Raw genomic sequence first — 22,193 nt, 5'->3', positions numbered from 1 at the left:
GCCTTGGCATGCTCTTGGGAATCTACGGATCAGACGGTCAGCGCCGGCCGGTCATACAGCCATCGATACAGCCAAGGACAGCGGCAGTGGCCGACGATGCCCGACAACCACGGACGGGTCGAACAGGGGTGCGATGCCCTAACCAGTCATCCGCGATCTTCTTCTAACCCCCAGGCCACTCCTGCCGCCGGCGCCGCCGCTTGACAACCGCCATTGAGACTCGTCCGGTAGGGCGCCCCACCTTGTCCTTCGAGGATCGTGAACGCGGCCCAGAACAGCGCCAGGACTGGCACCGAAGGGACTGCTCGACGCCTACCCGCAGACGGCTACGACGGTTTCGTCGGCACGCCAGCCGCCCAGGCGCGGAACGTAGCGTCTAGGGAATCGACCAGCCGGTCGAACGTCTCGTCGAGGGACTGCGGCAGCCCGAACCCGCCGGCCGCCTCCAGGGTCACGAACCCGTGCAGGACCACGCGCATCGCGCGTACCGCGTGGATCGCGTCGTCCCCGGTGATGTCGTAGCCCCTCAGCAAGGCGATCAGCACCTCGACCGCCGCCCGCCCGACGACCAGGTGCTCGGCGTCCGCCGGGTCCGGTGCCCGGACGGCGGCGGCGGCGCGGCCGGGATGCGCGAGCGCGTACTCGCGGTACGCCCGTGCCGCCGCGTGCAGGGCGTCGCGACCGGACCGGCCCACCGTGGCGGTGGAGATCGCTACGGTCAGCTCCCGCACGCCGAGCACGGCCACGTCGCGTTGCAGCCCGGCCAGGCTGTCGATGTGCTTGTAGAGCGCGGGCAGGGAGACGTTCAGTCGCTTCGCGACAGTGGCCAGAGCGAGCCGGTCGAAGCCCACCTCGTCGGCCACCGTCGCGGCCTGTGCGACCACGCGGTCGCGGGTCAGACCCGAACGGGGCATTACCGCAGCCTACCGACCGGTCCGACGCACGAGCAGGCCCGCCGTCGTCACCCAGACCAGCAGCAACGGCAACGACACGTACGCCGCCAGCGCCGCGGTGCTCATCAGGAACAGATAGCCCACGCCGGAGGCGACCAGCGTGACGGCGAGCGCCAGTCCGAGGTACCCGAACCAGTGGGGCAGAATGGCGGCGCGCCGGGCCAGGCCGGCACCTGCCAGCGCCATCGCGGCTAGCACAAACATCTTCAGCCCGTCGAGCCGGTTGACCGTCTCGAAGAGCGCCCCGGCGACGTCGGCATGGCCTCCGGGCGCCGCCCAGCCGGCGAGCGTGACGCCCAGCGCGCACTGCACCAGCGAGATGCCGGCCGCGACCAGGCCCGTGCCGGTCAGCAGCCGGGAACCTCGGTGTTCGCCCACGGCCCGGCCCAGCAGCACGACCACCACGGCCAGGAGGACCGCGGCGACGCCCTCGGTCAGCACGTACTGCGTGATCGAGGCGACCTCGTGGCCGGCGGAATCCGCCACCAGCGCCGCGCCCGTGGAGGTCACGTCGGTGGAGGCGGACGCGACGGTCAGGCCGGCGATCCAGGCGAGCGAGTAGCCGACGCCGGCGAGCACGGGGGCCACGCGCCGCCGGGGCGGCGTCGAGGTGGATTGCCGTGACGCGGCGGCGTCGAGGTTGGTAAGGGACGACAGCATGGCCATGACCAGCTCCTGACGGCTTGTTAGTGGAGTTAACCTAAAAGTTAGGCTCATTAACCTCGCGTGTCAAGTCGCCCCACGAGGGGCCTTTGGGAGCCACGCGTGGAGCCACCGGGGCGGACTTGACCGAGCCGTCGAGGACCAGGACCAGGCGGACGGCGCCGGCTCGGGCCGCCTCGATCGGCAAGATCATCGGGACCACATCGGGACCACCTGAGGCCGCAAAGTGGTGTCAGGCAACGGAAGTCGATCCGAGGTGACAGCAGGTCAAAGGCCGCCTACACCCCCGATGTCCCATGATCGCGTTTTTGGGGTTCGAGTCCCCTGGGCTCCACCACACCATCCGACCAGGTCACGACCTGTTCTCCCCCGTCGGCCGATCTTCCTCGGATCGAAGTGCGTCTTTCGCAGTCAGCGAATCGTCAGCAGACCCGCTGAACACCCGACGCACCGAATCGTGGAAATCCGCCGGAGTGTGCCCGACAGGTCCGAGCAGCGGAAGCCAGCGATCCGCACGGCAGGAAGTGGCCACGGGGCAAGACCCACGACGACGCCACGCTGGCCCACTGCACGCCGCTAGCCCGAGGCCGAACTAGAAGGCTATTGACCAGCCGGGATACCTGCCTCGATCAAGATCCGGCGGTAAATCGGCTCCCAGCCGGTCGGAACAGACAACGCATCCCACACGCTTTCTGGAGGGACGAGGCGACGCTCGACCATCTCGTGCTCGGGCGTCCACGCGTCTAGGCGGACATCGGCGCGCCACAGGGCCCGCACGAGCACGAGACCCTGCTCTGGCCCCCTCATGCACACCCCGCGGCTGAAGCCCAGCAATCGACAGCCGAGCACTGTCGCGCACGCCTCTTCGCTCACCTCACGGGCCAGGGTGTCGGACCAGTCCTCGCCGGCCTCCGGGCGTCCGCCCGGGAACTGCCAGTACTTGCCGTCACCGCTGACCAGGATCACATGACCACCGACCGCGCAGACCCCGGTCGATCCATGTGGAACGCCAGCGGGGAGGTTCGACGGCGGATACCAGGAGGACTGCCAGTGGTCGCCAGCCGTGATGATGTCGACGGCTTCCCCGTCCGTTGCGATGTGCACCGCGCGATGCTGCCCGTTGCCGAGCCAGCCCGTCTACCCGGTTACGGGTGTACCGGCCAGCGCAGCGTCGTTGGCTGTCGCAGATCAGTTGGCGGACACATGTCGCGTATCAACCGACGGACCATCGCCCAGTGAACCATCCCAGCATGGTGAGCGGCATCTGCGTGCATCGGCCGGTTGCTGCTGGACCTCGTCGCCGCCTGGGCCACTGGTCGAGTTCTGCCGGCAGGCACGTTGACGACCTTCCGGGCGGTGCCGTGGAACGCCGGCCCCACGCCCGCTGTGGTTCCGGAGACTGGCCGACGAGGAGATCACTCCGGGCCTGACCGAAGTGCTGGCCGCCGAGCGCGCGTTCGGGCTCGGTCCCGGGACGCGGTCCGCATGCGCCGCGAGGTCGCCAGGCCGGGGAGCGTGGTGGTCGGCGGGTCAGTCGCCTCGTGGGACCGATCCGCCGGCGCCACCCGGTGACTCCGTGCGTCGAGGGCGGCGATCTCTTCCTCGGTGAAGCAGGTCGATCAGGTGGTGCCGTACGGATCGGTCCGGATCCGGCCTGACCTCGGCGCTCTGGCAGCGATGTCGGCGGGACAGCCACACGGCGTAGACGCCGCCGGACCAGGGCAGCCCGGCGGCGTCGCGGGGTACGGGTCAGAGCGGGCGGGTGAACTCCATCCGGTTGGCGAAGTTGTCGTAACCGGCGCGCTGGAAGCCCTTGAACATCGCGACGTTCTCTACGTCGCAGTCGCCCCGGATCTCGGTGGCGCCGTTCTCGGCCAGGATCGCCGTTCCCCGTGCCACGACCGACGAGCTGTAGCCCTTGCCCCGGTGCGCGGGAGCGACACCGACGAAGCCGATCACGGGGAAGGCGGGGCTGTGCGCCGGGAGGCTGATCACGGCCTGGGTGCCGTCAGCGTCGTACCCGATCTCCCACCACTGCGGCTCGTGGTCCAATTCCGCTGACTCCTCGAACAGCAGCTCCGCGGCCTTGCGCAGGCCGTGCCGCCGTACGTCCTCGGTCAGCCGCGCGTCGGCGGTCTCCGCGAGCAGGGTCTCCAACAGGTGGACGAAGGGTTCGGGGCCCAGTTCGGCGAGGGACCGGAACCGAAGCCGCCCGTCCTGCGCGGGCAGTTCCCCGCCGGCCAGCCAGCGGAAGCGCCGGCCGTCGCGGGCCACGGTGAATCCGGCCCGGCGCAGCAGTTCCGCGTGCTCCTCGGGATGGCGCTGGAACTGTGGTGCCTGGGCCGGTGAGTCCACCACGTGACCCAGTTCCGTGGCACCGAGTGTCCTGGCCAGGGTGGCCGCCTCCGCGAGCAGGGCGAGCCCGATGGTCAGGTCGGGGTCGTCCCAGGGGGCCTCCAGGAGCACCACGTCGATGGGCATCTCGTTACCGGGCATGGTCCACAGCACGACACTGCCGACCAGTCGGCCGTCGTCCTCGGCCACCAGGCACCACTCCGGCCGGGTGCAGCCCTTGCTGAGCAGGTCGGTCAGGTACGTGCCGGTCGCGGCGTTGCGTTCGGCATCGTTCGGGTACTGGACGAGCCCGGGGATCTCGTCGGAGTGGGCAATGCGGATCGTGGTCACAGGAGGGGCCCTTCGGTGCTGGTGTGGGGAAGCGTACGCAGGGTGCGGATCGGGGAGAGCAGGAGCGGGACGGCGGCGGCCACCCCGGCGATGGCGATGAGCAGCAGGGCGGCGCGCAGGCCGAGCGCTCCACCCAGGAAACCGCCGAGAACGCTGCCGAGCGGAACCGTGCCGAAGGCCAGCAGCCGGTACGTCGCCAGCATGCGGGCCAGCAGTGGGGCTGGGGTGATGGTCTGGCGCAGGCTGACGGCCTGCACCCGGGTGACCGCGATGCCCACGCCGACGAGGAACTCCCCGACGCCGACCAGCGCCAGCGCCACCGGCAGGGGTCGGGTGACCGCCGCGGTCAGGAGCGTACCCAGGCAGGCGACGAGGACCAGCACGATGTAGGTCGGTCCGAAGGCGAGCCGCCGTAGCAGCATGGGTGCGGTGGTCGAGCCCAGCAGCGCGCCGATGCCGCCGATCATGAGCAGCACGCCGATGCCGCCGGGGCCTAGGCCGAGTACGCGCAGAGCGTAGAGCATGAACAGTGCCTGGGTGGCGCCGGTGACGGAGTTCCAGATCGTGGCCTGGAGCGCCATCGCCCGCAACATCGGCGTCCGGGTGATCACCGTGAGCCCGGCGCGGATGGCGGTGAGCAGGGGCTCACGGGGCTGGTCGCCGACCGTCGCCGGGCCGTGCGGGAGTGCTCGCCAGGCCGTGGCGGCGCTGACCAGATAGCTCAGTGCGTCGACGACCAGGGCGGCGGCCGGGCCGACGGCGCGGATCAGCAGGCCCGCGACCCCCGGTCCGCCGACCGACGTGGCCGATCGGACCGATTCGAGGCGGCTGTGCGCGGCGAGCAGGGCACCGTGGCCCACCATCCGCGGCAGCGCGGTGCCCCAGGCGGTCTCGAAGAACACCTGGGCCAGGCCGATCACCGCGACCAGCAGGTACAACCGCGACAGGGACAGCGAACCGGCGAGCCACAGGGCCGGGATGAGCAGGGTTGCCGCGGCGCGGGTGAGTTCGGCCGTGACGATGACCGGCCGCGCCGGCACCCGGTCCATCCAGGCGCCGATCGGCAGTGCGAGCAGCCAGGGCAGCATCGCGGCCGCGCCGAGCCAACCGAGCTGTACGGAATCCGCGCCGAGGTGCAGCGCCGCGAGGAGCGGCAGGGCGAGCCCGGCGATCGCGGTGCCGAACTCGCTGACGCCCTGGCCGGCCCAGAGCAGGCCGAATCCGGGCGGGAGCTGGTGCGAGGCCGGGAGCGGCTCGACATCGGTCCATGGAGGCCGATACCTGCTTAACGTTTTCACTGGCATCGCCGAGGAGTAGATCATGCGTGGCGATGCCGGTCAACTGGTTATGCTGGTATCTGTGACTACTGAGGACGCCGATGCGCGTCGCCCCGCACCCGGTCGGCTCCGCCTCGTACAGGACTTCTGCAACAGCGTGGACTTCGAGGGCGGCTGGGACGACCTCGCCGACCCCGGTGGCCTGACCACCTGGCTGGCCGCGAAGGGCCACGCGGTCCGCGAAGGAGGGCTGGGACCCGACGACGTAGGGCGTGCGCTGCGTTTCCGGGAGGCGTTGCGTGACCTGCTGAGCGTCCCGGCACACCACGGTCGGCCCGGCCCGCAGGACGAGTCACCGGGACTCGACCGCCGGGAGCGGGGCCGCCGCGTGCTCGCCGAAGCCGCGGCCGACCTGCCGCTCGCGGTCGTGGTCGGCGAGCGGTTCACCATCGCTCCCACGGGCACTGGGCTGTCCGGGGCGCTCGCGGCGATCCTGGTGGCGCTGGCCTTCGGCGACGCCGACCGCACGCTCTCCAGGCTGAAGGTGTGCCAGGCAGACAGTTGCCGGTGGGTCTTCTATGACCAGTCGCGCAACGGCTCCAGCCGCTGGTGCACCATGCAGTTGTGCGGGGCACGGAACAAGAACCGTGTCTACCGGCGGCGCCAGCGCGAAGCCGTCGAATGAGCGACGCCGGACGGCTATCACGGCTGATCGGTGACTTGCGTGTCGCCTTGATCAGCGGGGCCTTGCCGGTGCTCCCCGGTGCGGGCTGGGGCGAGTCGACGGCATACGGGATGGCAGGTGGGCCGGTCCGAGGGGTTCAGGCGGTCGATGGCGCAGTGGGCGTGGGTGGCGCGGCGGTGTGGTGTCGGGCCAGGCGGCGGGTCATGATGGTGATCATGGCCCATTTGGACTATCGCGGCGTGGTGTTGGGGTAGCCGTTCGTAGTCGCGGACGGTGCGTCGGCACCGGTTGATCCAGGAGAAGGTGCGTTCCACGGCCCATCTGCGGTGCAGGACGACGAAGGTGGTCTGCCCGGCGAGTTTGGCCACGATCTGGACGGTGAGTCGGAGGTGGGTGGCGGCCCAGTCGACGAGTTTGCCGGCGTAGCCCGAGTCGGCCCAGATCAGACGGATGCCTGGGAAACAGGCGTGTAGCGCCCAGAGCAGGGGTCGGGCAGCGTCGCGGTCTTGCACGTTTCGCGCCGGTGACCAGGATCATCGGTCTCGACTGACAACCCTAGCGGCAGCGGCTCTCGCTGGAGGCGTGCGACCGAGCACTCGAACCACAGCTCGACCGCGAGCTGACCGGTGCTGCCAGGGTGTAACAGCCGGGGCGATCCGATGGTGTGTATTACGACGCCCGGCCTCTCTGCAAGAACCCCACGAACGGTGATCGGCCCGGGGTCGGCGTTGGCCAACGCCAAATACCCGGGCAGTCGGACGGACCCCTTGGAGGCTGCGTTTCCAGAGTCTGCCGATTGAGGGAAGGCCACGAATGCGACCACGGCGCTGCGCTCCCGCTGATCACGCGAGTCTCGCAGTTGGCTGACACCGAAGCCGCCAAGCACCACGCCGACCACGAAGGCGGCGATGAGCCGCAGGGGGCAGCGGGCACGAGCGGGCGTGGGTCCTGAACACAGCGCCGACCAGGGCCGTCAGCCGGCCTCGTGGTTCCGCTCCGGCTCAGACCTGTCTCTGTGCGGCGACCCGGACTCGCTGCTAGGTCTCGGTCCGGCCCCGCCGGTTGGGTTCGGCCCACCCTGCTCGCCGGTCAGCTCGGTGTCGGGCTGATAGCGGTACGCCGCCTCCCGTACCGCCGAGTCGGACTCCAGTCCGGCGCCGAGCGCGCCGCCGACCGTCGCCAGCGAGCTGGCCAGCCAGCCCAGCTTGACCTGGTGGGCGATGCCGGCCGGTCGGCCGGTAGCTTCAGCGAGCAGGTCCCAGGGGACGAGGGCGATCGCCCCGATGATGGTCAGCGCGGCGAGCGCCACGTACAGCGCGAGGACGCCGATCACCACAGTGAGCACGGTGACCACGTTGAAGAGGACGACCTGCTCCCGGGCACCCGAGTCGCGCGGAACCCGCTCCCAGAGGCGCGCGCCGAGCATCATGGTCAGCACCACCGCCAGGACGGAGCCGGCCGCGAGCAGGCCGAGCCGCAGGTTGCCCACGGCCGCCGACAACTGCCAAATATCGGCGGTCACCAGGGCGAGGACGGCGGTCGCGAAGGCACCAACCAGCAGCCGAGAGAGCCGGACGGCCAGCCGCCACGGTCGGTTCGTCCGGAGCATGCCGAGCAGCAGCCGCAGGTTGCCGCCGATCACCCCGGCCAGCAGGCCGATGCCGGACGCCTGGGGGTTCACGCGCGCGCCGAGTTCCCGGGCCCGCCGACTGGTGGCCAGGCGCCGGCGGCGCGGGCCGGCCCGCACCGGGTCGCCGACCGCGTCGGTATCGCCGAGCAGTGCGGCGAAGAGCCGGTCGCCGGCCTCGGCCATCCGCCGGGCCACGGCGACGAGGCCGAGCGCGGGCATGGAAAGGACCGCGACGCCGTGGGTGGTGCTGGCGTGCGCGACCACGGGCCGCCGCGCGGTCTGCAACGGCAGGTCCGTCACGCAGAGAACCAGACTCCAGCCCTCGGCCAGCATCCAGCGCCGGGCTGCCTCGATGAGCTGGCCGAGGTCGGCTGGCCCTTCGACGAGCCGCGCCACCTGGAGGCGTACCGCCCAGTCGACCTCCGGGACCCGGTTGCGGAGCCGGTCGGCGAGCTCCGTGGCGGCCTCCCGCGCCAGGTCGGCCGCGACTCCGGGGGCGGCCACGACGCCCACGACCACGGACCTGCGCCCGGTCACCACACTCCCGGAGCCGGCTCGGCCGTTCCCCCGGGCGCGGCGCCGGTCCTTGGCGCCGTAGCCAACACGGTACGGATGACCCGGAGGAAGTCGTCCCCCACCTCGGTGCAGTCCCGGTCGACGCCCATCGCCGCCTTCCGTCTCGATCGGTATGGTCCAGCTAGTCCCCGGTAGGGGCCGACTCATTCATCTGCGCCCGGGCGGCCGCGCCGGATCCGCAGGTCGGGGTTGGTATCGGCTGCGGGTGCGGGGCGAGCCAGCGTTCCCAGCCCGGGGGAGGGTTCGTCCTGCTCCGGCGCTGACCGTGCCGATGATGCCGCGGGCCCGCGTTCGGAACAGCGAGCTGACGAGAGCAGCCGCCCATCATGTTCTGATGGGCGGCTGCCTTTCCTGTCGTCCGCTGCCTGGCCGGGATGTCCACGTCCCGAGGGGCAGGTGTGGCTAGAGGGTCTTGACCTGGCCGCCATCGAGAATGAACTCGGCGCCGGTGGTGTTGGCGGAGCGGGCGGAGGCAAGGAAAAGCACCAGGTCGGCGACCTCGCCGGCCTCGGTGATCCGGCCGGTGCTGATCGCCATGCTCTGCGGCACCACCTCGTCGAGCGCCTGCTGTGCGGTGACCCCCGCGCCGGCCGCGACGGCGTGTGCGAAACCGTCGGGTCCGGTCCAGAACGGGGTCCGCACCGGGCCGGGCGAGACGGCGTTGACCCGCACACCACGTGGGGCGAACTCCTCCGACAGGGTCTTGGTCAGGTTGGCCACCGCCGCCTTGGCCGCCGAGTAGTCGACCACCATCGGAAACGGCAGTCTGGCATTGATGCTGCTGATGTTGACGATCGTCCCGCCGTTGTCCAGCAGGGCGGGCAGGGCGGCCCTGCTGGTGCGTACGGCGCTGAAGAACGTCACGTCGAACACGCGCGCCCATTCGGTGTCGTCGACGTCGAGGAATCCGGACCGGACGCTGCCGGCGCCAACGTTGTTGACCAGCACATCCAGGCGCCCGTACGTCGACAGTGCGGCGTCGACGAGCCGTTGCGGGGTATCCGCGTCGGTGATGTCGGCCAGTACCACGGTGGCGCCGCGCGCGACCTGGGCGTCGAGCTCCGGCGTGCTCGTGCGGCTGTTCGCCACCACGTGCGCCCCTTCGTCGAGCAACGCCGCCACGGTGCTCAGTCCGATGCCCTTGCTCGCACCGGTGACGATGGCGACCTTGCCCTGCAGTTCGAGATTCACTATCACTCCCAATTGTTGACTGATCAGTTCCTAATTCGGGCAGCAAAAAGTCAGTCGAGGGCGCCCATGGCGACCTCCACGGCGTTGTCAAGGAACGCCCGATCCGCGCGGGCCTTGCCCATCACTCGCAGACCCTGCAGAAACGTGGTCAGGAACTGGGCCAGCTCCCGTGGTTTCTTGTCCGCCGCGATCTCCCCGCGGACCCGGGCCCGCTCCAACGCTCCCGCCAGGGCCGACTCGATCTGGCCCATCGTGCGGGACACCTGCTGCACCGTGTCCGGGTGCGCAGCGCGCTCCGTGGCCGCGTTGACCACCAGGCAGCCCAGCTCCGGATCGGCCAGATCAACCTCCACCAACTCCAGGAGCGCCGCCCGGATCGCCGGCCGCACCTGCTCCGCCCGGTCCAACACCTCGAGCAGCCCTGCCGCGTGGCGTTGGCAGTAACGGCGCAGCGCCAGCGCGTAGAGCTGCTCCTTCGATCCGAACGCCTTGTAGAGGCTGCCCCGGGCGATTCCGAGCCCCGCCACGAGATCCTCCGTCGAGGTGCCCTCGAAGCCCTGTCGCCAGAACAGCTCCATCGCGCGGTCCACCGCCGCGTCGATGTCGAACGTCCTCGGCCTGCCCATGCCGCAACCATAGAGGTAAGGAACTGATCAGTCCACAACTGTGCGGGCAGTCACCCCGTGGCGGAGTCCGGATGGCGTCGACTCTGCTGCTCCCGGTTGAGGCCACTGTCGGGGGCGGTCCAACTCGCCAGGAGATCCATGGCCCGCCGCGAGGGCGACCCGGCCTCGGTCGTGTAGACGAACAGGGTCGTGTCGGGATCTCCGGCTTCGCACGGGGAGACGTCGAACCGCCACGGCTGGGCGACGAGCACGATGGGCAGGGCATGAGCGGGAAGCGACCGGCGAAGCGAGCTGCCAAGAGGTCGAACTGCGCGCACGGCCCGGAGCGGTGAGCCGCCGGCCGGTTCGCATGGTCGAGGGCGGTCGGGGTAGGAGGAACGGCAACAACCCCCCCCCGGAAGTGAGGTGTCAGGCCAATGCCGACCGCGCGCGAAATCATGACGAACGACGTGAGCTGCGTCCGCGAGCAGGACGACCTGAAGTCGGCCGCGAAGCGGATGGCCGAGCTGGGAGTCGGCTCGCTGCCGATCTGCGGTGACGACAACCGGCTCAAGGGCATGCTGACCGACCGCGACATCGTGGTGAAGGTGCTGGCGGAGGGCCGCGACCCGGCCAACGTGACCGCCGGCGAACTGGCCCAGGGTGAGGCGGTGACCATCGGCGCGGACGACGACGCTGCCGAGATCCTGCGGACCATGGGTCAGCACAAGGTACGCCGACTGCCGGTGATCGACGGGCATCAGCTCGTCGGCATCGTGGCCGTGGCCGATGTGGCCCGGTCCCTGCCGGAACGCCCCGTGGGTGATCTCATCGAGGCCATCTCCGAGCGCGGCTGACCTCGTCCGTCATCGAGCGCCGTCACCGGTCAGCGGTGGCGGCGATCGGTGTGCCGGTGCCTGCCTCGATCGCGCAGCCACCGGCGGTCAGGAGGGTGAGGTGAGGGGGACTGTCTCACCGCGGCCGATGGTGCGTACCTGTGCCGCCCATCCCCGGCGTCGGGCCTCGTCCACGAAGTGCGCCAGCGGTGAGCGGAACACCCCGTAGTCGTCGTAGTGGATCGGCACGGTCAACTTCGGCCGAACCAGCTCCACCAGGTCGGCGCCCTGCCGGGCGTCCATGGTGAGCAGGATCCCGGCAACCTTCGTGCCGCCGAGGTGGATCAGCATCGCGTCGATGTCCGGGTACCGCTCCGGGACGGCGGCGAGCAGCGGCCGGTTCAGCGTGTCGCCTGTGACGTAGAGCCGGAACTCGCGCCGCCCGGCACGCTCCACGTCGATCATCGTGCCCATCACGTCGGGCAGCAGCCGGTCCAGGGCGCCCGGGCCGTGCTTGCCGGGCATCGAGGTCAGCCGCAGCGTCGTACCATCGCTGTGCAGTTCCCGGGACGACCAGGTCGGCAGACCCTCCGCGGCCCGGAATCCCCAGCGACGCAGCTTCCGTTCAGCGGCCGGGGTGGTGACGATGGGCAGCTCGCGGGCCAGGTGGCGGCGGGCAACCCGGTCGAAGTGGTCGCCGTGCAGGTGGGAAAGGACCACCGCGTCCAGCTCCGGGAGTTGGGCGATCGACAGTGCCGGGTCGGTGCGCCGGCGCGACCACATGCCCTTGCCCAGGTACGCCCGCTGGCCCCGGTGCAGAAAGTTCGGATCGGTCAGCAGGGTGAACCCGCCGATCCGCAGCACCGTCGTCGCGGTGCCGATGAACGTCACCTGCGGCTGTTCCGTCACCGTGACCACCTCCTCCCGTGCTGCGGTACCCCGGCGAGGGGCGGGCATGCGCGGGTGGGCGGTCAGCCCTCGGATCCGCTCGCTCCACCGCCGTCGGGTCGAGCCTGCGGCAGGTGCTCCACCAGTTTGGTGAGCGCGCCATTGGCGAAGGTGGCGCCGAGCGCGGACCCGGCCCCGATGGTCCAGCCGACCGGCCCGAGCGGGGTGCAGCCGAAGAACTGGCTCACCCCCGGCGTCTGCACCACCACGACCAGCACCCCCAGCGACGCCGCAGTGGACGCCAGCACCGCGGGGCTGGTGCCGCCGGCCAGGATCGTCTGGCCGAGTTGGGTGCCCACCAGGGAGACCAGCGCGACAGTGCCGGCCCGCCGACGACGGCCGGTGTACCGGGCCAACGTCCAGCCGGTGGTGGCGCCCAGCGTGGTGGCCGCCGCGCGCAGCCCGATCTCCCTCGTGAGCGTCTCCCCGAGCGACGCGTCCGGGCCCTCCCGCAGCAGGCTGTCGGTGCGGTCCGACGCGGGCGGGCGGACCGCGATGGCGAGCGCCGGTGCCAGGTCGGTGAGGAGGTTGACCAGCAGCAACTGCCGTCCGGTGAGCGCGGAACGTCCGGTCGCGGCGGCGGTGAGCACGCTGAACGCGATCTCGCCGAGGTTGCCGCCGACCAGGATGCTGAGCGCGTGCCGCACCGACGACCACATCGCCCGCCCCTCGACCAGGGTGGCGATGATGGTCTCCAGCCGGTCGTCGGTGACCACCAGGTCGGCGGCGGCCCGGGCCGCCGGGGTGCCCCGCTGGCCGAGGGCGATTCCGACGTCGGCCAGCCGGATCGCCGGGGCGTCGTTGGCGCCGTCACCGGTCATCGCCACGGTCCGCCCGCACTTCTGCAACGCCTGGATGATCCGCACCTTGTGCGCGGGGGTGCAGCGGGCCACCACGTCGGTGTTGGCCAACCGCTCGGCGAGCATCTCGTCGTCCAGCTGGTCGAGTTCGCCCGCGGTGACCACCCGCTGCTCGTCGTGCTCGCTGATGGTGGCGGCGATGGCCTCGGCGGTAGCGGGATGATCGCCCGTGATCATGATGGTGTGTACGCCGGCCTGCCGGATCCGGCGTACCGCCGGGGCGGCGCTCTCCCGCACCCCGTCCGCGAGGGCGAGGAAACCGACGAAGGTCAGGTCCCGGACGTCCCCGTCGGTCACCTGCGGGTCGTCTACCTGGCATTCGGCGACGGCCAGGATCCGGTTGCCCGCCCCGGCCCGGTCGGCGAGCATCCGCTCCAGCTCCGCGCGCCCGGCGTCGTCCAACGGCTGCTGACTGCCGTCGGTGCGCCGTGTCGAACAGCGCGGCAGCACCGTCTCCGGGGCGCCCTTGACGCTCAACAGCAGGCGACCGTCGGTCTCCCCGATGCTCGCGTGGTAGCCGCGCGACGGTTCGAACGGCAGCCCGCCGGCGGCCCGCCAGCCCGCGGCGCCGGTCTGCTCCACCACTCCGGCCACCTTGGCGCCCCGCCGGACCGCGCGGTCGGTCTGGAGCGCCAACTCCTCCGGATCGGCTGCGGCGGGGGTGGCCCGCAGCGCCGTGGCCAGCGTCAACCGAAGGCGATCGTCGAGCCGGTCCACCGGCGCGTACCGGTCGCCGACGCCGTCGCCGACGCCGGCGAGCAGCAACTGACCCTCGGTGAGGGTGCCGGTCTTGTCGAAGCAGAGGACATCCACCCGACCCAACGCCTCGATGGTGCGCGGGTTGCGGACCAGTGCGCCGTGCTCGGCCAGCCGTCGGGCGGCAGCCAGCTGCGCTGCGCTGACCAGGAACGGCAGCCCCTCCGGCACCGACGCCACGGCGAGGTTCGCGGCGGTCGCCGCCGTTTCGGCCAGCGGTACGCCCCGGAGCAGGCCAGCGCCGGCCACCGCCACCGCCGAGCCCGCGGCCAACGGGATGGCGGCGCTGGTCAACGAGCCCAGGCGGGCCTCCACCCCGCTGGTCGGCGGCGCCTGCCGGACCAGCGCCAGGCTGCGCCCGGCCTCGGTGTCGGCGCCGGTGGCCACCACGACGGCGGTGCCGTGTCCGGCGGCGACGGTGGTGCCCTCGTACAGCATCGAATGCCGGTCGGCGACGGCGGCCGCGACCACCGGCCGGTCGGTCTTGGCGACCGGCAGCGACTCGCCGGTCAGCGACGACTCGTCCGCCTCCAGCCCCACCGATTCGAGCACCCGACAGTCGGCGGGCACCGAGTCACCCGGCTCGACGGTGATGACGTCCCCGAGGACCAGGTCCTCGGCGGCGACCACCCGCTCGGCACCGTCGCGGAGGACCCGGGCGGTCACCGCCGAACGGGACAGCAGTTCGGCCAGCGACCGTTCGGTGTTGCGCTCATGCACCGCCCCGATCAGGGCGGACCCGCCGACCACGCTGCCCACCAGCGCGGCGTCGACCAGCGAGCCGAACGACGCGGAGAGCACCGCGCCGGCGGCCAGCACCGGGGTGAGCGGGTTCGCGAGCTCGTCCACGAAGGCACGCAGCAGACCTCCGCTGCCGGATGCGTCGCCACCGCTCGGGCCCTGCCCGTCCTGTCGGCGCTGCGCCTCAGCGCTGTCCAGCCCGTCCGGCCCGGTGTCGAGCCGGTGGAACACGGCACCGACCGGCATCAGGTGCCAGGCGGTCGCCACCGGCGCCGGAGTGTCCGACCGGTCCGGCAGCCGCCGGGCCCGCCAGACGCCGTGCGCGAAGGCCAGCCCGGCCGCGCCGTTCACGGCGCCCAGTGACCGGCCGGGCAACTGGGCCGGGGCGGCGGTGAACGCGCCGAGCGCCCCGAGACCGGCGCCGGCCAGGGCCAGGCGAATGTTCTGCTCGGTCATGCGCCGGGCCACCCCGGTCGCCTCCACCAGCAGCGCCACCGTCCGGAGGTCCGCGCCGACCAGCAGGTGCGCGCCCCACGGCGGCAGCTCCTCCTGGGCCGACACCCCGAGGCCGCAGTCGGACGCGCCGAGCGCCGACCGGTCCCCGGACACCAGCATCACCACCGCCCCGTCGCGTTGCAACGCGCGTACCGAGTCGGTCAGCCGGTCCCCGCCGGGCAGCATCGCATCCGCGAAGCCGTACCGCTGCTCGTCACCGCCGGCCACGACCAGCCGCAGGCCGGCCTCGCGGGCCGCGGCGGTCAGGCCGTCGACACCCGGCGCGGGCTCCGGCTCGACCCGGAGCAGCGCGGCGAGCCGGTCGTCATGGACCAGGCCGAGCAGTTGACCACCGGCCGCGCGTAGCCGATCGCTGTCCGGAATGTCATCCGGGTCGCCGGAGGACAGTTGGTCCAGGGTCCCGATCCGCCAGCCGTCCGCCGCCCGTGAGCCGGACGGATCAGCCGGGTCGAACAGCGCGAACGCCTGCTCCGCCACCTGCTCGACGTCCACTCCCCGCGCCGGGGCCAGGTCGGCCAGCACGCCCCGGTTCGAGCCGAGCACCGCGGCGTCCAACACCAGCGTGTCGATCCGGTCCAGCTCGCGCAGCACGCTGCGGTCCATCGCGATCACGCCGCGCCGGGCCAGAATCCGGCCGAGCTGAGCGGCGTACCCCTCGCGTCCGCTGCCCGGAGCCTTGGGCAGGGCGGACAGGCCCAGCGCGGCGGCGCGCTTGGGTCCCGCGAAGGGTGTCGCGGCCGCGGCAGCCGCCGCGCCGGCGGCCAGCATCCGGTTGATGTACCGCTCGACCGGGCCGTCCGGCTTGGGCCGCGGGCGTTCGTCCACAGGCCAACGGGCTGTCGCGCGTTCCGGGTCTCCGGTCAGCCGTGGCTCGGCCCGCTCCCACGCGGTGAGCTGCGCCCGCGCCTCGCCCCACTGCACGATCCGTTGCGCGCCGTCCAGGACTATCCCGGCCCAGCCTCCGGTCAGGCCCTGCACCACCGCTTCGGCGAGCGGAAAGAGGATGTCGGCGCGTGGATCGGCGCGTAGGCCCCGGGCGGCGAGCGCGTGCAGCTTGGGTTGCAGGTCCACCGCGGCGAGCAGCCCGGCCACCTCGGCGGGCACCGGCGCGAACGGCAGGATCCGGGTGGCCGCCGAGATGGTCAGGCCCAACGCGTCCGAGGCGAGCGCACCGAGGGTGCGGGGAGTTCGGGGCCCCTCCTCCGGTGGGTGCGGCGGCGGGATCTCCGGGTCCGGCTCGTGGTCGCAGGTCTTTTCGATCCGGGCGATAGTGGCGATCAGGTCGCGCAGCTTCGGCTCGGGTGCCTGCACGGCCACCACCACCCGGCCGGACGGCGCGTTGACCCGCGCCCAGGCCACCCCGGGCAGCCGCTCCAGCGCGCCCTCCACCTGCCGGGCCAGCCGGTCACCGCCGTCCTGGCAGACACCGTGCACCTCGATGTGGTGCCGGCCGGGCCGGGACCAGATCCGGCGCCGGGACAGGCCGGCCGTCCGGGCCAACCGGGTCGCGGCCGAGCCCACGGTCCGGGATGCCTCGCCGACCAGATTCGGCACGCCGAAGGACGGCAGGAGACGGCCGACGGCGCGGCCCGCCGCCGTCATCGAGGCGTACGACTGGACGGACGCCGGCCCGACTCCCCGTAGCTGCTGCACCTGCCCACGCCCATCGTCGCCCTCCCGCCGCCTCGCGTCCGGCGGCCTGGCTTCCCGGCCTGCCGTCCGTTATGCCCCGCGAGCAGCTGAACTTTCCGCAGGCGGCAGCGCATGGACGGGGTGGGTGGTGGAATCCGGCGAACGTCAACGGACCACGGGGAGGCCGAATGAGCACGCTGACGCGACACCTCAACGGCGCGCGGGAGAACCTCCGGATGTACAGCCGGCGGGTGGAGGTGCCGATGCTGGGTTCGATGGCGGTGCCACCGCCGGACCGGATCGCGTACTACGCCGGGCTCGGGGTGCTCGCCGCCCTCCAGGTCATCGAATGGCCGCTGGCCGTGGTGATCACCGCCGGCCACCTCCTGTCGGACCAGCACTTCTCGGGACTGGTACGGGGCGTCGGGGAGGCGCTGGAGAACGCCTGACGAGAGCCGGGTCACACCGGTTGACCTGAATCCGGGTTGAGGTCGCAGGCTGGGCGCATGCCGAGCACACCACTGCGGACCTGCCCGCCCGACGCCCGCTCGGCGGGTGCTCGGTGACCGCCACCGTCGTACCGGCCGCGCCGGGGCTGTTCGCGCCCCGGCTGCGCGCGATGACGGTGGGCAGTGTCGCGCTGATCTCGCTGCTCGCGTTCGAGGCGCTGGCTGTCGGTACGGCGATGCCGACCGTCGCTCGCAGCCTGGACGGGCTGGCGCTGTACGGCATCGCCTTCGGCGGTCCGTTCGCCGCGGGCGTGCTGGCCATGGTGGTCTCCGGCATCTGGTCCGACTCGCGTGGGCCCCGGGGGCCGATGTGGCACGGCGTCGCCTGGTTCGTGGTCGGACTGCTGATCGCCGGGACCGCCCCCGTGATGGGTGCGCTGGTCGTCGGCCGGGTGGTGCAGGGGTTCGGCTCCGGGCTGCTCTCGGTGGCGCTCTACGTGATCGTCGGGCACGCGTACCCGGAGGAGCTGCACCGGCGGATCTTCGCCGCGTTCGCGGCGGCGTGGGTCGTACCGTCGCTGGTCGGGCCGGCGCTGGCGGGCCTGATCGTGGAGTACCTGGGCTGGCGGTGGGTCTTCCTGGCGGTGCCGGCGGTGGCCGTGCCGGCCGTGCTGTTGATCCATCCCGGCCTGCGGTCGCTGGACCGGATTGTGCAGACCCGGCCGCCGGCGGGCGCGGCGGCCCGGATCGGCTGGGCGTGCGGGGCGGGGGCGAGCGCCGCACTGCTGCACATCGGGGGACAGCAGCGCGGTGCCGCCGCCGTGGTCGTGATCGCGTTCGCGGTGGCCGGCCTGCTGGTCTGCGCTCCGCGCCTGCTGCCGCCCGGGTTCCTGCGGGCGGCCCGGGGCCTGCCCACCGTGGTCGGGCTGCGGGGTCTGGCGTCGGCGTCGTTCGTCGGCGCCGAGGTGGTCATCCCGCTGATGCTGTCCCGGGAGCGGGGCCTGTCGCCGACCGCCGCCGGGCTGGTTCTCACGGTCGGGGCGCTGGCCTGGTCGGTGGGCTCCTGGGTGCAGGGCCGGATCCCCCTGCCGGCCTCCCGCGCCAGCCTGCCGCGGGCCGGGTTGAGCTGCATCACGATCGGCACCGCCACTGTGGCGCTGGCCGTCCGGCCCGAGCTGCCGGTGGCCGTCGCGGTGCTGGGCTGGGCGGTGGCCGGCCTCGGCATGGGGTTGCTCTATCCGTCGTTGTCGGTGCTCACCCTGGAGCTGTCGGCCCCCGGGGAGCAGGGCCGGAACAGTTCCTCGCTGCAACTGGGCGACTCGCTCTTCGCGGCGACCGTGCTGGCGCTCACCGGCGCCGTGCTGGCCGCCGGAAGCGCGCCGGGCCCGGCCAGCTACACGGCGACCCTGGTGGTGGCCGCCGGGCTGGCGTTGTTCGGTGCGCTGCTGGCCGGTCGGGTGGTGGTTGGCGGGAGGGCGCGGCCGGGCGGCTGATCCGTGGATTCGGCGGCGTCCGGCGCAGGTGGGCCGGGAGGATGGCGGGCGATGAACTTCCTGACCGTCCTGCCACTGGCCGTGGTGATGGTCGCCGGGACCCAGTTGGTCGTGGCGGTCTTCCTCGCCTCGTCGGACCGTCCCCGGGCCGCGTCGTTGGGCTTCCTCGCCGGTGCCGGGCTGGTGGTCACCGCCGGGGTGACGGTGGCGTGGCTGCTCGTCCGGCTGGTCGGCGGCCTGGCCGACGATGCCACAGCAGTGGCGGGCCGGCTCGAGCGTGGGCCCGCCGTCGACCTGGTGGTGCTCGTCCTGCTGGTCATTCTGGCCGTGGTCGTCTGGCTGCGCCGGCACCGTGCCGGGCAGCCGAAGTGGCTGGGGAGCATCGGGCACGCCGACCCCGCCTGGGCGTTGCGGCTGGGCGCGCTGCTCTTCGTGGTGACGCCCACCGATGACCTGACCATGGCCGCCGTCGGGGCGAGCGTCGCCCGGCACAACCTGCCGTGGTGGCACCTGCTGCCGTTCGTACTGTTCACGGTGACGCTGCTCGCACTGCCACTGCTGGCGTTGCTTCTGCTCAGGCAGCGCGCGGCACGGGTGCTGGCCCGCATGCGGGAGTGGGCACAGGGGCACGCCTGGGTGGTCAGCGAAGTGTTGATCGCGTTCTTCGCGCTGCTGACCGTGCTGGATCTGATCCGCTCGGGGTGACCCGCCGCACACCCGGTCACGGGCCGCCCCGAGGTGCCGTCAACAGCAGGTGGCCCACGGGCGGCGCGGCCGGTGCCGGACGGATCGATGGGCTGGCGGAGGCCGTGGTTTCACGGCGGGCGGGAGGATGGGATGAGGGTTCTGGTCACCGGAGCGAGCGGTCGCCTGGGCCACGCTGTGCTGGCCCGGCTGCGCGACGACGGAATTCGCGTCCGGGCCGCCAGCCGACGGCCGCGTACCGGCGGCGAGGTGGAATGGGTGGTGACCGACCTGGCCACCGGCGAAGGGCTGACCGAGGCGGTGGCCGGAGTGGACGCTGTGCTGCACCTGGCGTCCGCACCCCAGGGCCGGCGGACCTACCAGGTGGACGTGCTGGGCACGCGCCGGCTGGTGGTCGCCGCTGGCGCCGCCGGTGTCCAGCACCTGGTGTACGTCTCGATCGTCGGCGTGGACCGGGTGCCGATCCCGTACTACCGGCACAAGCTCGCCGCCGAGCAGGTGGTGGCTGCCGGCCCGGTGCCGTGGTCGGTGCTGCGGGCGACCCAGTTTCCGCAGTTCCTGGACGACATGCTGGCCGCCAGCGCGCGGCTGGGGCCGGTGATCGGCGACCGGGCGGTGCTCGCCCAGCCGGTCGACACGGGCGAGGTGGCGGCGCGGTTGGCGGCTCGCCTGGTCGCCGGCCCACTGGGCGGCATCGAGGAGTACGGCGGGCCGCAGGTGCTCCGCTTCGACGAGGCGGTACGCGCCTGGCAGAAGGCCCGTGGATCACGCCGTCCCCTGCTGCCGGTGCGGATCCCCGGCCGGCTCGGTCGCGAACTGCGCGCCGGCGGCCTGGTCACCGAGGTGCTGCCCCGAGGCGTGCGCACCTGGGCCGACCACCTCGCTGACACGTACGGGGGAACCGAGCGGAGATGAGACGTACACCGGTTCACGTTCGTCTTACGGTGACGCCATGTTCGCAGTCGTCGCCACCGTCATCCTGTACGTCTTCGGTTTCGTCTTCCTCTACGGCGTGATCCGGCTGGGTGTCCGGCACGCGCTGGAGGATGTGGAGCTGTTCCGGGCCAAGGCCCAGCGCGCCGAGGAACTGGCAGCCTCCCGCGACCGCACCTTCCTGCGCGAGAACGCCTTCCTCGCCGGCAGTTGAGCCGCCCGCCGGCTCGGCCCCCGGACGGGCCGGGCCGCGTGGCGGCTCGGGATCGCCGGGCGGTTCGGGAGTCACCGGGCGGTTCGGCGCGGCGGGTGCGAGGATCGCACCCGTGATGGGAACGCTGAAGACCGAACCCGCCCGTGCCCGCCTGGACCTGCTCGCCCCGCCGGTGGCGGAGGCGATCGCGCAGTGGCCCGCCGACGCCCCGGTGGACGTCGACGAGGTGCTGGTCGCCCCGATCGACGCCGATCTCGCCGACACGGCCGCGTTCTGCGCGGCGTACGAGGTGGGGCTGGACGTGTCGGCCAACTGTGTGGTGGTGGCCGGCAAGCGCGAGGGTGTGGTCCGCTACGCGGCCTGCATCATCCTGGCCACCACCCGTGCCGACGTGAACGGAGTGGCCCGCCGGGCACTGGACGTGCGTAAGGCGAGCTTCGCTCCGATGGACGACGCGGTCGCGCTCACCGGCATGGAGTACGGCGGCATCACCCCGATCGGGCTGCCGGCGCAGTGGCCGATCCTGGTGGACGCACGGGTGATCGCGACGCCGCACGTGATCATCGGGTCCGGCGTACGGCACAGCAAGATCGCGCTGCCCGGTCCGGCGCTCGGCGTACTGCCCGGCGCGCAGGTGGTGGAGGGCCTGGCCCGACCGGCCTGACCAGGCACCGGCATCGATACCGTTGCACGTGAAACATCACGCCTGTCGATGCCGGCTGCCCTGGCCGGCTGCGGCCCGACTCAGTGCGAGTGCGCTCCGGACTCGCGCTGCTCGACCTCCGCCAGCGCGGCGAGCAGCGTCTGGGCCTCCTGGGCGCCGGTGACCGCGTACTTTCCGGCCAGCACGAAGGTCGGCACGCTTGTGACGCCCAACTCCCGGGCGGCGGCCAGCTGGGCGGCGATGTCGGCGACCCGCTCGTCGGAGTCGAGGAACCTGCGCACGTCGGCGGCGTCCAGGCCGATGCCGCCGGCCACCGTGGCCAGGGCCTCGTGGGAGCCGACGTCGACGCCCTCGGTGAAGTACGCCTGATAAAGCGCCTCCACCATCTCGGCGGCCCGGCCGTGGTCGGCGGCGTACGAGACCAGCCGGTGCGCGTCGAAGGTGTTCGCGGCCACCGCCCGGTCGAAGTCGAGCCGGAGCCCGTCACCGGCCGCGACCCCTGTCACGTGCGCGAACATCTGCCGGGCTTGCTCCGGGCCGCCGAACTTGGCGGCCATCGCCTCCACCAGCGGCCGGGGCTCGGCCACCGGCGACGGATCGAGTTGGAACGGCCGGTAGCGGACGGTCACCTCGCCGTCGTAGCTGGCGAGCGCCTCTTCCAGTCGGCGCTTGCCGATGTAGCACCACGGGCACACGACGTCCGCGTAGATCTCGATCTCCATGATCGGTCCCAACTCGCTGGTCAGCCGATCTGTTCCCGCACCTGGCGCTTGAGTCGGCCCAGGATGGCGGTGCCGCCGCGCACGCGCAGCGGGCTGATCGCCTGCGCCAGGCCCATCCGCTGGTAGAGGTCGTCCGGCACGGCCAGCACCTCCTCGGCGCTCGCGCCGGCCAGCCCCTCGGCGAGGATCCCGGCGAACGCCCGGGTGGTCGGCGCCTCCGGCGGGCAGTCGAAGAGCGTCTCGACCACCCCGTCCGGCGTCACCCGGGCGCGCAGGAAGAACGCCGTCTGGCACTCCGGTACCTGTTCCATGCCCTCGCGCTCGGCGGCCTCCACCGGCAGCGGCGGGATGACGTCGGCGTACTCGAGCAGCATCTCCAGCACCAGGTCGCGCGGAGCGGAGGCGAACTCGTCGACGATTTCGGCCAGTCGGGCCGGCATGTCAGCCATGCGTCGAGGC

Annotated in this window: 22 protein-coding genes; 8 read left to right on the top strand and 14 right to left on the bottom strand. The window is 72.3% G+C overall.

The genetic code is table 11. The annotated features are described in order from the left end of the window. Positions 1-326: 326 nt before the first annotated feature. The 5 genes from GA0070607_RS12645 to GA0070607_RS12625 form a co-directional block, all read right to left on the bottom strand. Positions 327-914 (bottom strand): TetR/AcrR family transcriptional regulator, encoded by a 588-nt coding sequence (locus GA0070607_RS12645; RefSeq protein WP_089018389.1) that lies wholly within the window; start codon positions 912-914, stop codon positions 327-329. Positions 915-923: 9 nt separating this feature from the next. Then, positions 924-1,619, bottom strand: coding sequence for a hypothetical protein (locus tag GA0070607_RS12640; RefSeq protein WP_089018388.1), 696 nt, complete (start codon positions 1,617-1,619; stop codon positions 924-926). 597 nt (positions 1,620-2,216) lie between these two features. Then, positions 2,217-2,720: an NUDIX hydrolase gene (locus GA0070607_RS12635; protein ID WP_089018387.1), complete on the bottom strand. Its 504-nt coding sequence runs from the start codon at positions 2,718-2,720 to the stop codon at positions 2,217-2,219. Positions 2,721-3,365: 645 nt separating this feature from the next. Then, positions 3,366-4,301 (bottom strand): GNAT family N-acetyltransferase, encoded by a 936-nt coding sequence (locus GA0070607_RS12630; RefSeq protein WP_089018386.1) that lies wholly within the window; start codon positions 4,299-4,301, stop codon positions 3,366-3,368. Beyond that, positions 4,298-5,605 (bottom strand): MFS transporter, encoded by a 1,308-nt coding sequence (locus tag GA0070607_RS12625; protein ID WP_157743141.1) that lies wholly within the window; start codon positions 5,603-5,605, stop codon positions 4,298-4,300. Before GA0070607_RS12625 ends, GA0070607_RS12630 begins: the two co-directional genes overlap by 4 nt. Positions 5,606-5,660: 55 nt before the next feature. Between GA0070607_RS12625 and GA0070607_RS33325 the strand changes: the two genes are divergently transcribed. Further along, positions 5,661-6,263 (top strand): CGNR zinc finger domain-containing protein, encoded by a 603-nt coding sequence (locus GA0070607_RS33325; protein WP_172899021.1) that lies wholly within the window; start codon positions 5,661-5,663, stop codon positions 6,261-6,263. Positions 6,264-6,280: 17 nt separating this feature from the next. On the opposite strand, the gene GA0070607_RS34110 is transcribed toward GA0070607_RS33325, so the two are convergent. From GA0070607_RS34110 to GA0070607_RS12595, 5 genes are all read right to left on the bottom strand, one after another. Beyond that, positions 6,281-6,775, bottom strand: coding sequence for a transposase (locus GA0070607_RS34110; RefSeq protein WP_089018383.1), 495 nt, complete (start codon positions 6,773-6,775; stop codon positions 6,281-6,283). A gap of 461 nt (positions 6,776-7,236) precedes the next feature. Continuing rightward, the gene (locus GA0070607_RS12610; RefSeq protein WP_197701255.1) at positions 7,237-8,430 is read right to left on the bottom strand and encodes a hypothetical protein; all 1,194 of its coding nucleotides are present in this window, start codon (positions 8,428-8,430) and stop codon (positions 7,237-7,239) included. Positions 8,431-8,871: 441 nt separating this feature from the next. Then, complete coding sequence (locus tag GA0070607_RS12605; protein ID WP_089018382.1) at positions 8,872-9,660, bottom strand: SDR family NAD(P)-dependent oxidoreductase; 789 nt, start codon at positions 9,658-9,660, stop codon at positions 8,872-8,874. Between the two features lie 50 nt (positions 9,661-9,710). Then, the gene (locus tag GA0070607_RS12600) at positions 9,711-10,286 is read right to left on the bottom strand and encodes a TetR/AcrR family transcriptional regulator (RefSeq protein ID WP_089018381.1); all 576 of its coding nucleotides are present in this window, start codon (positions 10,284-10,286) and stop codon (positions 9,711-9,713) included. A gap of 50 nt (positions 10,287-10,336) precedes the next feature. After that, on the bottom strand, positions 10,337-10,537 hold the full coding sequence (locus GA0070607_RS12595) for a hypothetical protein (RefSeq protein WP_089018380.1): 201 nt from the start codon (positions 10,535-10,537) through the stop codon (positions 10,337-10,339). Between the two features lie 165 nt (positions 10,538-10,702). Here GA0070607_RS12595 and GA0070607_RS12590 point away from each other — a divergent pair, with 165 nt between their 5' ends. Beyond that, positions 10,703-11,122 carry a CBS domain-containing protein gene (locus GA0070607_RS12590; RefSeq protein WP_089018379.1) on the top strand — a complete coding sequence of 140 codons (420 nt, stop codon included), beginning with the start codon at positions 10,703-10,705 and terminating at the stop codon, positions 11,120-11,122. Between the two features lie 87 nt (positions 11,123-11,209). Here GA0070607_RS12590 and GA0070607_RS12585 read toward each other — a convergent pair whose 3' ends face one another. Both GA0070607_RS12585 and GA0070607_RS12580 read right to left on the bottom strand, forming a co-directional pair. Then, positions 11,210-12,010 (bottom strand): MBL fold metallo-hydrolase, encoded by an 801-nt coding sequence (locus GA0070607_RS12585; protein WP_172899020.1) that lies wholly within the window; start codon positions 12,008-12,010, stop codon positions 11,210-11,212. 62 nt (positions 12,011-12,072) lie between these two features. Then, positions 12,073-16,524, bottom strand: a complete 4,452-nt coding sequence (locus GA0070607_RS12580) for a cation-translocating P-type ATPase (RefSeq protein WP_089021816.1) — start codon at positions 16,522-16,524, stop codon at positions 12,073-12,075. A gap of 218 nt (positions 16,525-16,742) precedes the next feature. Here GA0070607_RS12580 and GA0070607_RS12575 point away from each other — a divergent pair, with 218 nt between their 5' ends. From GA0070607_RS12575 to GA0070607_RS12550, 6 genes are all read left to right on the top strand, one after another. Beyond that, a complete protein-coding gene (locus GA0070607_RS12575; protein ID WP_089018377.1) occupies positions 16,743-17,003 on the top strand; it encodes a hypothetical protein in 261 nt (86 codons plus the stop codon). A 113-nt stretch (positions 17,004-17,116) separates the two neighbouring features. Beyond that, positions 17,117-18,496, top strand: a complete 1,380-nt coding sequence (locus GA0070607_RS33780; protein ID WP_089018376.1) for an MFS transporter — start codon at positions 17,117-17,119, stop codon at positions 18,494-18,496. Between the two features lie 51 nt (positions 18,497-18,547). Beyond that, positions 18,548-19,201: a GAP family protein gene (locus tag GA0070607_RS12565; protein WP_089018375.1), complete on the top strand. Its 654-nt coding sequence runs from the start codon at positions 18,548-18,550 to the stop codon at positions 19,199-19,201. A 132-nt stretch (positions 19,202-19,333) separates the two neighbouring features. Further along, positions 19,334-20,116 (top strand): SDR family oxidoreductase, encoded by a 783-nt coding sequence (locus GA0070607_RS12560; protein ID WP_089018374.1) that lies wholly within the window; start codon positions 19,334-19,336, stop codon positions 20,114-20,116. 37 nt (positions 20,117-20,153) lie between these two features. Continuing rightward, positions 20,154-20,348, top strand: coding sequence for a hypothetical protein (locus GA0070607_RS12555; protein WP_089018373.1), 195 nt, complete (start codon positions 20,154-20,156; stop codon positions 20,346-20,348). Between the two features lie 115 nt (positions 20,349-20,463). Beyond that, the gene (locus tag GA0070607_RS12550) at positions 20,464-21,012 is read left to right on the top strand and encodes a YbaK/EbsC family protein (RefSeq protein WP_089018372.1); all 549 of its coding nucleotides are present in this window, start codon (positions 20,464-20,466) and stop codon (positions 21,010-21,012) included. 80 nt (positions 21,013-21,092) lie between these two features. On the opposite strand, the gene GA0070607_RS12545 is transcribed toward GA0070607_RS12550, so the two are convergent. Together GA0070607_RS12545 and GA0070607_RS12540 are read right to left on the bottom strand one after the other, a co-directional pair. Next, positions 21,093-21,734, bottom strand: coding sequence for a DsbA family oxidoreductase (locus GA0070607_RS12545; protein ID WP_089018371.1), 642 nt, complete (start codon positions 21,732-21,734; stop codon positions 21,093-21,095). 20 nt (positions 21,735-21,754) lie between these two features. Next, the gene (locus tag GA0070607_RS12540; RefSeq protein WP_089018370.1) at positions 21,755-22,183 is read right to left on the bottom strand and encodes a SufE family protein; all 429 of its coding nucleotides are present in this window, start codon (positions 22,181-22,183) and stop codon (positions 21,755-21,757) included. Positions 22,184-22,193 lie beyond the last annotated feature (10 nt).

The sequence above is a fragment of the Micromonospora coriariae genome (assembly GCF_900091455.1).
In the GTDB taxonomy this organism is placed as follows: domain Bacteria; phylum Actinomycetota; class Actinomycetes; order Mycobacteriales; family Micromonosporaceae; genus Micromonospora; species Micromonospora coriariae.
The sequence above is the reverse complement of the archived record's forward strand: the minus strand, read 5'-3'. Positions and strand labels throughout refer to the sequence as shown.

Coding starts and splice junctions, on each gene's coding strand:
- GA0070607_RS12580 (WP_089021816.1), bottom strand. CDS start 16,524: ATGACGGCGGCGGGCCGCGCCGTCGGCCGTCTCCTGCCGTCCTTCGGC.
- GA0070607_RS12640 (WP_089018388.1), bottom strand. CDS start 1,619: ATGGCCATGCTGTCGTCCCTTACCAACCTCGACGCCGCCGCGTCACGG.
- GA0070607_RS12550 (WP_089018372.1), top strand. CDS start 20,464: ATGGGAACGCTGAAGACCGAACCCGCCCGTGCCCGCCTGGACCTGCTC.
- GA0070607_RS12645 (WP_089018389.1), bottom strand. CDS start 914: ATGCCCCGTTCGGGTCTGACCCGCGACCGCGTGGTCGCACAGGCCGCG.
- GA0070607_RS12545 (WP_089018371.1), bottom strand. CDS start 21,734: ATGGAGATCGAGATCTACGCGGACGTCGTGTGCCCGTGGTGCTACATC.
- GA0070607_RS12560 (WP_089018374.1), top strand. CDS start 19,334: ATGAGGGTTCTGGTCACCGGAGCGAGCGGTCGCCTGGGCCACGCTGTG.
- GA0070607_RS12540 (WP_089018370.1), bottom strand. CDS start 22,183: ATGGCTGACATGCCGGCCCGACTGGCCGAAATCGTCGACGAGTTCGCC.
- GA0070607_RS12555 (WP_089018373.1), top strand. CDS start 20,154: ATGTTCGCAGTCGTCGCCACCGTCATCCTGTACGTCTTCGGTTTCGTC.
- GA0070607_RS12575 (WP_089018377.1), top strand. CDS start 16,743: ATGAGCACGCTGACGCGACACCTCAACGGCGCGCGGGAGAACCTCCGG.
- GA0070607_RS12600 (WP_089018381.1), bottom strand. CDS start 10,286: ATGGGCAGGCCGAGGACGTTCGACATCGACGCGGCGGTGGACCGCGCG.
- GA0070607_RS12625 (WP_157743141.1), bottom strand. CDS start 5,605: ATGCCAGTGAAAACGTTAAGCAGGTATCGGCCTCCATGGACCGATGTC.
- GA0070607_RS12565 (WP_089018375.1), top strand. CDS start 18,548: ATGAACTTCCTGACCGTCCTGCCACTGGCCGTGGTGATGGTCGCCGGG.
- GA0070607_RS12590 (WP_089018379.1), top strand. CDS start 10,703: ATGCCGACCGCGCGCGAAATCATGACGAACGACGTGAGCTGCGTCCGC.